Annotated in this window: 6 protein-coding genes; all 6 read left to right on the forward strand. The window is 61.7% G+C overall.

Annotated features, from left to right (window positions below):
- Nucleotides 1–235 precede the first annotated feature (235 nt).
- The 6 genes from AC30NL_RS09575 to AC30NL_RS09600 all read left to right on the forward strand — a co-directional run bounded on the left by AC30NL_RS09575 (nucleotide 236) and on the right by AC30NL_RS09600 (nucleotide 8,176).
- Complete coding sequence (locus AC30NL_RS09575; protein ID WP_489463771.1) at nucleotides 236–3,094, forward strand: 2-oxoglutarate dehydrogenase E1 component; 2,859 nt, start codon at nucleotides 236–238, stop codon at nucleotides 3,092–3,094.
- Between the two features lie 109 nt (nucleotides 3,095–3,203).
- On the forward strand, nucleotides 3,204–4,472 hold the full coding sequence (gene odhB, locus AC30NL_RS09580) for a 2-oxoglutarate dehydrogenase complex dihydrolipoyllysine-residue succinyltransferase (protein WP_489463772.1): 1,269 nt from the start codon (nucleotides 3,204–3,206) through the stop codon (nucleotides 4,470–4,472).
- Between the two features lie 25 nt (nucleotides 4,473–4,497).
- Complete coding sequence (locus AC30NL_RS09585; protein WP_489463773.1) at nucleotides 4,498–4,809, forward strand: PspC domain-containing protein; 312 nt, start codon at nucleotides 4,498–4,500, stop codon at nucleotides 4,807–4,809.
- A 37-nt stretch (nucleotides 4,810–4,846) separates the two neighbouring features.
- Complete coding sequence (gene lpdA / locus AC30NL_RS09590; RefSeq protein WP_489463774.1) at nucleotides 4,847–6,298, forward strand: dihydrolipoyl dehydrogenase; 1,452 nt, start codon at nucleotides 4,847–4,849, stop codon at nucleotides 6,296–6,298.
- Nucleotides 6,299–6,434: 136 nt separating this feature from the next.
- Nucleotides 6,435–7,532 (forward strand): cell division protein ZapE, encoded by a 1,098-nt coding sequence (gene zapE, locus AC30NL_RS09595; RefSeq protein WP_489463775.1) that lies wholly within the window; start codon nucleotides 6,435–6,437, stop codon nucleotides 7,530–7,532.
- Nucleotides 7,529–8,176 carry a hypothetical protein gene (locus AC30NL_RS09600; protein WP_489463776.1) on the forward strand — a complete coding sequence of 216 codons (648 nt, stop codon included), beginning with the start codon at nucleotides 7,529–7,531 and terminating at the stop codon, nucleotides 8,174–8,176. The genes zapE and AC30NL_RS09600 overlap by 4 nt, the downstream gene beginning before the upstream one ends.
- The last annotated feature ends 128 nt before the right edge of the window (nucleotides 8,177–8,304 follow it).

Here is an 8,304-nt window from a genome sequence, read left to right on the forward strand (position 1 = left end):
CTGCATCCTCGCTACAACGCAGTCTCGAACGCGAGTTCATGTCATGGGGGCGCGTAAACCGCAACATCGACCGGGTACAACGGTGTTACAGTCCCGGCCGTACCACAAGGTCCTTCCCGTCCCCTTTTCTGGCAACAGTTAAGGCGGGTCGCAATCCGCCAACCGGTCAAGCCGAGCCGCGGAAGGTTGATTAACCCACTATCGCACTGGAAACCGGTGCAAGAGGTGAGCGAAGATGATGCAGGAATACAGGTCGAACTCGTACCTGTTCGGGGGCAATGCGCCCTATGTCGAGGAGATGTACGAACAGTATCTCGACAACCCGGGCTCCGTACCCGACAACTGGCGCGCCTACTTCGATGCGCTTCAAAATGTCCCCGCTGTCGACGGCACCGAAAGCCGTGACGTGCCGCATGCGCCGGTCATCGAATCATTTGCGCAGCGCGCCAAGGCCAATGCCTTTGGCAACAAGGCGTCCAGCGCCGACCTTGCTGTCGCACGCAAGCAGGTCCACGTCCAGTCTCTGATCGCAGCCTATCGATTCCTAGGTTCGCGCTGGGCCGATCTTGACCCGCTCAAACGCCAGGAGCGCCCCAAGATTCCCGAGTTGGAGCCGGCGTTCTACGACCTGACGGAGTCCGACATGGACATCTCGTTCAGCGCGACGAACACCTACTTCACCACTGCAGAGAACATGACTCTGCGCGAAATTCTCCAGGCCTTGCGTGAAACCTACTGCGGCAGCATCGGCGCCGAGTACATGCACGTCACCGAGCCCATCGAGAAGCGATGGTGGCAGCAGCGCCTTGAGTCCATCCGCTCCAAGCCCACCTACACCGCCGAGCAGAAGATCCACATCCTCGACCGCCTGACCGCAGCCGAAGGCCTCGAGCGTTACCTGCACACCAAGTACGTCGGCCAGAAGCGTTTCTCGCTGGAAGGTGGCGAGAGCTTCATTGCCTCGATGGATGAGCTTGTGCAGCGCAGCGGCAGCGCCGGCGTGCAGGAAATCGTCATCGGCATGGCCCACCGCGGACGCTTGAACGTGCTGGTCAACACGCTGGGCAAGGCACCGTCGGAATTGTTCTCCGAGTTCGACCACACCGCGCCCGAGAACCTGCCTTCCGGCGACGTGAAGTACCACCAGGGGTTCTCGAGCGACATGACCACGCCGGGCGGCCCCGTCCACCTGAGCTTGGCGTTCAACCCGTCGCATCTCGAGATCGTGAACCCTGTCGTCGAAGGCTCGGTCAAGGCCCGTCTCGACCGCCGTTCGGACAAGGAAGGCGATTCGGTGCTGCCGATCCTCGTGCACGGCGATGCAGCCTTCGCCGGCCAGGGCGTCGTGATGGAAACCCTGGCGCTCGCACAGACACGCGGCTACTACACCGGCGGCACAGTCCACCTCGTCATCAACAACCAGATCGGCTTCACCACCAGCGATCCGCGCGACACGCGCTCCACGCTGTATTGCACCGACGTGGTCAAGATGATTGAAGCACCGGTATTGCACGTGAACGGCGACGACCCAGAAGCGGTCGTGCTGTGTACCCAGCTCGCGCTCGACTATCGCCAGGAGTTCAAAAAGGATGTCGTCGTCGACATCGTGTGCTTCCGCAAGCTCGGTCATAACGAGCAGGACACGCCGGCACTCACGCAGCCGCTCATGTACAAGAAGATCGCCCAGCACGCTGGCACGCGCAAGCTGTACGCCGACAAGCTGGTTGCGCAAGGCGTGCTGCCGGCTGAAGGTCCAGAGGAAATGGTCAAGGCCTTCCGCGCTGCCATGGACACGGGCAAGCACACGCGCGACCCGGTTCTTACCAATTACAAGAGCAAGTACGCCGTCGACTGGTCGCCTTTCCTCGGCAAGAAGTGGACGGATGCGGCCGACACCGCGCTGCCGCTGGCCGAAGTGAAGCGCTTGGCCGAACGCATCACGACCATTCCGCCCAACTTCAAGGCCCACCCGCTGGTCGAAAAAGTCATCGCCGACCGTGCCGCAATGGGCCGTGGCGAGCTGAATGTCGACTGGGGCATGGGTGAGCACCTCGCCTATGCGTCGCTCGTCGCAAGCGGCTATGCCGTGCGCCTGTCCGGCGAAGACTGCGGACGCGGCACCTTCACCCACCGCCACGCCGTTCTGCACGACCAGAAGCGCGAGAAGTGGGACGAAGGAACCTACACGCCGCTGCAGCACGTTGCAGAAAACCAGGCACCCTTCGTTGTCATCGATTCACTGCTGTCCGAAGAAGCCGTGCTCGGATTCGAATATGGCTACGCATCGGCCGATCCCAATACGCTCGTGATCTGGGAGGCGCAGTTCGGCGACTTCGTGAACGGAGCGCAGGTCGTGATCGACCAGTTCATCGCATCCGGTGAAGTCAAATGGGGCCGTGCGAACGGCCTCACGATGATGCTGCCGCACGGCTACGAAGGGCAGGGTCCGGAGCACTCCTCGGCGCGGCTCGAGCGCTTCATGCAGCTCGCTGCCGACAACAACATGCAGGTTGTGCAGCCGACGTCGGCGAGCCAGATCTTCCACCTTCTGCGCCGGCAGATGGTGCGCATGTTCCGCAAGCCGCTCGTCATCATGACGCCGAAGTCGCTGCTGCGCGCCAAGGATGCGGCGTCGCCGCTGTCGGAGTTCACCAAGGGTGAATTCCGCACGGTGATCGGCCCCAATCATCCAGACATCGACCCGGTGAAGGTCAGGCGCATCATCGCCTGCTCGGGCAAGGTTGCCTATGACTTGATGAAGCGCCGCGACGAGAAGAAGGCTTTCGACACGGTGATCCTGCGCGTGGAACAGCTCTATCCGTTCCCGCACAAGGCCTTCGCTGCAGAGCTGAAGAAGTTCCCGAACGCGAGCGAGATCATGTGGTGTCAGGACGAACCGCAGAATCAAGGCGCATGGTTCTTCGTGCAGCACTACATCCACGAAAACATGGACGAAGGGCAGAAGCTCGGCTACGCAGGCCGCCCCGCGTCCGCGTCGCCGGCCGTCGGGTACGCCCACCTGCATCAGGAGCAGCAGAAGGCCCTGCTCGACCAGGCGTTCGGCAAGCTCAAGGGCTTTGTGCTCACGAAGTGAATTGTGAAACGTGAAGGGTGAAAAAGGTGAAACGTGGCTTGTGCCACGCCACCTTTTGCCCGTCACGCACACGTTTCACCTTTCACTCTTCAAATCTCACGGATAAAAAATGGCAATCGTAGAAGTCAAAGTCCCGCAACTGTCAGAGTCGGTGGCCGAAGCCACGCTGTTGCAGTGGAAGAAGAAGCCCGGCGAAGCCGTGGCGCAGGATGAAATCCTGGTCGAGATCGAAACCGACAAGGTCGTGCTCGAAGTGCCCGCGCCGGGTGCCGGTGTGTTGGCCGAACTCGTGAAGGGCGATGGGGCGAGCTGCGTGAGCGATGAAATCATTGCGCGCATCGATACCGAAGGCACGGCCAAGGCTGGTGCGCCTGCTGCTTCTACGGCTACCGTTGCTCCACCTGCAACTGCTGCGGCCGCGCCTGCTGGCGCCGCTGGTTCGAAGAGCGACGTAGCCATGCCCGCCGCGGCAAAGCTGATGGCCGACAACCAACTCGCCTCCGGTTCTGTGGCGGGCACCGGCAGGGACGGCCGAGTCACCAAAGGCGATGTACTGGGCGCTCTCGAAGGCGGCGCCAAGCCGGTCGGTGTCGTTGCGCCGGTCAAGGCGCCTGCGGCCCCCGCCGTCGCCAAGCCGCTGCCGCCCGTGGCGGCGCCTGTGATGCAAAACCTCGGCGATCGTCCCGAGCAGCGCGTGCCGATGAGCCGCCTGCGCGCACGTGTGGCCGAGCGTCTGCTTCAGTCGCAATCCACCAACGCCATCCTCACGACGTTCAACGAAGTGAACATGGCTCCTGTGATGGACATGCGCAAGCGATTCCAGGAGAAGTTCGAGAAAGAGCATGGCGTCAAAATCGGCTTCATGAGCTTCTTCGTGAAGGCTGCGGTCGCAGCACTCAAGAAGTATCCAGTGCTCAACGCATCGGTCGACGGCAACGACATCGTCTATCACGGCTTCTTCGACATCGGCATCGCGGTTGGTTCGCCGCGAGGTCTGGTGGTGCCCATCTTGCGTAATGCAGACCAGATGAGCTTCGCCGACATCGAAAAGAAGATCGCCGAATACGGCCAGAAAGCCAAGGACGGCAAGCTGTCGCTCGACGACCTGACCGGAGGCACTTTCTCGATCTCCAACGGCGGCGTGTTCGGCTCGATGCTGTCGACGCCGATCATCAACCCTCCGCAGTCAGCCATCCTGGGTGTACACGCGACCAAGGACCGCGCGGTGGTGGAGAACGGCCAGGTCGTGATCCGTCCGATCAACTACCTCGCAATGTCTTACGACCACCGCATCATCGACGGCCGTGAAGCCGTGCTAGGTCTGGTGGCAATGAAGGAAGCACTGGAAGACCCGGCGCGCCTGCTGTTCGACATCTGATCCGATACCACCCACGGAGGGCAGCATGAGCGTCGCTGACGAACTGCAAAAGCTTGACGACCTGCGTACACGCGGCGTGATCTCGGCCGAAGAGTTCGAACGCGCGAAGTCCCGCTTGCTCGACGCCCAAGCTGCTGCGCCCGGCCCCGCATCTGCGCTCAACAGTCTGCGACGCAGCACCACCGATCGCTGGATCGGCGGCGTGTGCGGCGGCTTGGCGAAGAGCCTGGGGGTTGAAAGCTGGGTCCTGCGTCTGGTCTTCGCGGTGCTCCTCTTCCTGGGCGGCACTGGCGTCTTGCTCTATCTCCTGTTGTGGATCTTCGTGCCGACCGAGTGACGGCAACGATCCACCCAAACGACTTTCACCACACATCATGTCCAAACAATTTGACGTCGTCGTCATCGGCGGTGGCCCCGGCGGCTACATCGCGGCCATTCGCGCCGCGCAACTCGGCTTCACCACTGCATGCATCGACGAGTGGAAGAACGGCAAGGGGGGCCCGGCGCCAGGCGGCACCTGCACCAACGTCGGGTGCATTCCATCAAAGGCGTTGCTGCAATCGAGCGAACACTTCGAGCATGCCGGCCATCACTTCGCCGACCACGGCATTGGTCTCAATGACTTGAGCATCGATATTGCGAAGATGCTGGGCCGCAAGGATCAGGTTGTGAAGCAGAACAACGACGGCATCCTGTACCTTTTCAAGAAGAACAAGGTCACGTTCTTCCATGGCCGCGGTTCGTTCGTAAAAGCGGGCGAGGGCGCCGCATCGACAGGCTCAGGACAGGGCTACGAGATCAAGGTGGCAGGTGCGGCCGAAGAGTCGATCACGGGCAAGCACATCATCCTCGCGACGGGGTCCAATCCGCGTGCATTGCCGGGTGCGGCCTTCGACGAAGAGAACATCCTCTCGAATGACGGCGCACTGCGCATTCCGACGGTGCCGAAGAAGCTGGGCCTCATCGGCTCGGGCGTGATTGGCCTGGAGATGGGGTCGGTGTGGCGCCGCCTCGGCTCCGACGTGACCGTGCTCGAAGCGCTGCCGACTTTCCTCGGCGCTGTGGATGAGCAAATCGCCAAGGAAGCGCAGAAGGCCTTCACAAAGCAAGGTCTCAAGGTCGAACTGGGCGTGCAGGTGGGTGAGGTGAAAGCCATTGCGCAAGGCGTGTCGGTGTCATACACGTCGGCCAAGGGTGAGGCTAAGACGCTCGACGTCGACAAACTCATCGTCTCGATCGGTAGCGTGCCTAACACCATCGGTTTGAACCACGAGGCCGTTGGATTGAAACTCGACGAGCGAGGCATGATCGTCGTCGACGACGACTGCAAGACCAACCTGCCCAACGTGTGGGCTGTGGGCGACGTGGTCCGCGGCCCGATGCTCGCGCACAAGGCCGAGGAAGAGGGCGTGGCGGTGGCCGAGCGCATTGCCGGGCAGCATGGCCATGTCAACTTCAACACGATTCCGTGGGTCATCTACACGTCGCCAGAGATCGCGTGGGTGGGGCAGACTGAACAGCAGTTGAAAGCTTCCGGACGCGCCTACAAGGCGGGCACCTTCCCCTTCATGGCCAATGGTCGGGCGCGTGCGTTGGGCGATACGACCGGCATGGTGAAGGTGCTGGCCGATGCCAAGACGGACGAGATTCTGGGCGTGCACATCGTGGGGCCGTTCGCCTCGGAGCTGATCTCCGAAGCGGTGGTCGCGATGGAGTTCAAGGCCAGTGCCGAAGACATAGCGCGTATCTGCCATGCACATCCCAGCTTGAGTGAAGCGACAAAGGAGGCGGCGCTCGCCGTGGACAAGCGCACTCTGAACTTTTGATCACGGTACGGTGGGCAAAAGCGAAGCCCCGTGAATCCTGAGTTTGTCGCAGGGCCCCATGCGGATCGTTGATCTGACTTGATTCACAACACGTGGGCACATTTCGATATGCCCACCCTGCGTCGATTCTTAATTCGTGGTAGTCCGAGAGCTTTATCAAGCGACCCTCGCAGAGCGCGGCTACCAAGCCGACCCTGCGCAGCTTCGCGCCATTGACGCGCTCGAACGCTGCGAGATCGAATGGGCCGACTACAAGGCCCAGCGCAGCAATGCCATCACCAAGCTGCTGAGCCGCCCGCCGATTCCTCGCGGGGTCTACATGCATGGCGGAGTGGGGCGCGGCAAAAGCTTCCTGATGGATTGCTTCTTCAACGCCGTGCCGCTCACGCGCAAGACGCGCCTGCATTTCCATGAGTTCATGCGCGAGGTACACCGGGAGCTACAGGAACTCAAGGGCACAGTGAATCCGCTGCAAGAACTCGGGCTGCGCATCTCACGACGTTACCGGCTCATCTGCTTCGACGAATTTCATGTGGCCGACGTCACCGACGCAATGATCCTGCACCGGCTGCTCGAATCGATGTTCGAGAACCGCGTGAGCATCGTCACGACCTCGAACTTTCATCCTGACGAGCTGTATCCGAACGGCCTGCACCGTGACCGCATCGTGCCGGCGATCGAGCTCTTGAAAAAGAAGCTCGAAGTGATAAGCGTCGACAATGGTTTCGACTACCGCCGCCGCACGCTGGAGCAGGTGAAGCTTTATCACACGCCGCTCGGGCCCAAAGCGGATGCCGAGATGGCGCAGGCTTTCGATCGATTGGCTGAGGCCAAGGAGCAGAGTCCGGTTCTGCACATCGAGCACCGCGAAATTTATGCGCGGCGCCGCGCTGGCGGCGTGGTGTGGTTTGACTTCAAAGAGCTGTGCGGCGGACCAAGATCGCAAAACGACTATCTGGAACTCGCGACACAGTTTCACACCGTGCTGCTCTCGGGTGTGCCGCAAATGACGCCTCGGCATGCGTCGGAAGCGAGGCGCTTCACTTGGCTCGTGGACGTGATGTACGACCGGCGCGTCAAGCTCATCATGTCGGCAGACGTTCCGGCCGAGCAGCTTTATGCCGAAGGCCCGCTTGCGCACGAATTTCCGCGAACGGTGTCACGTTTGTCCGAGATGCAATCTGCGGAGTTCCTGGCGCTTGCGCGGCGGGACGTGGATACTTCGCTGACATGAATGTCCTGTCTCCGATGGTCGCCGCTTTTCTCGCGACAGCTTGTTTCGGAATTTCTTCGGCGCATGCGCTCGACGCCGCGACCGAGCGCGCCGAACGTGATCGCATCAAGGCCGAGCGCGATCAAGCCGAGGCTGCCTACCTCACACGAGAACACGAATGCCGTCAGCGCTTCGTGGTTACCCCGTGCCTGGACCGGGCACGGCGCGACAGGCGCCAATCCCTCGAGCGCCTGCGGCAGCAACAGGAAGTCCTGGACGAAGCGCAGCGTAAGCAGCGCGCAGCGCAGCGCATCGATGAGATCCGGACCAAGGTCAGCGGTGACGCAGCAAAACTGCGCGAGGCTGCAGCGCGCGATCGGCACAAAGAAGTGGAGCGGGCCGAGCTGATGGCAACATCGTTGCCTTCGCAAGGCACGTCGAGTGCATCGGCTGCTTCGGGTGTCGACGGGGCCACGTCGCAGCCGTCGCCAGCGGCACATTCGGCCTCGCTGGAACGTAAGCATTTGGCCGACTACGAAAAGCGTCAGCGAGACGCAAAGGCGCACAAGGAGGCCGTCGAACGTCGCAATGCCGATCGTGCTGCGACCGGCAAACCTCCGGCGAGAGGTCTGCCGGTTCCAGATGCAGCCTCGGCGGCATATTGATCTGACGACATGGCCCGAAATAACTTACCGTTTTGGGGGTGCTGGGCGGGCGCGCTGCGGCGTTGCTCCTCACTTGTGTGGCTCGCCACACGGCGCTCGGAGCGCCTTGCATCGCATCCCGCCCTGCG

Source organism: Rhizobacter sp., from assembly GCA_021153565.1.
GTDB lineage: Bacteria > Pseudomonadota > Gammaproteobacteria > Burkholderiales > Burkholderiaceae_C > Albitalea.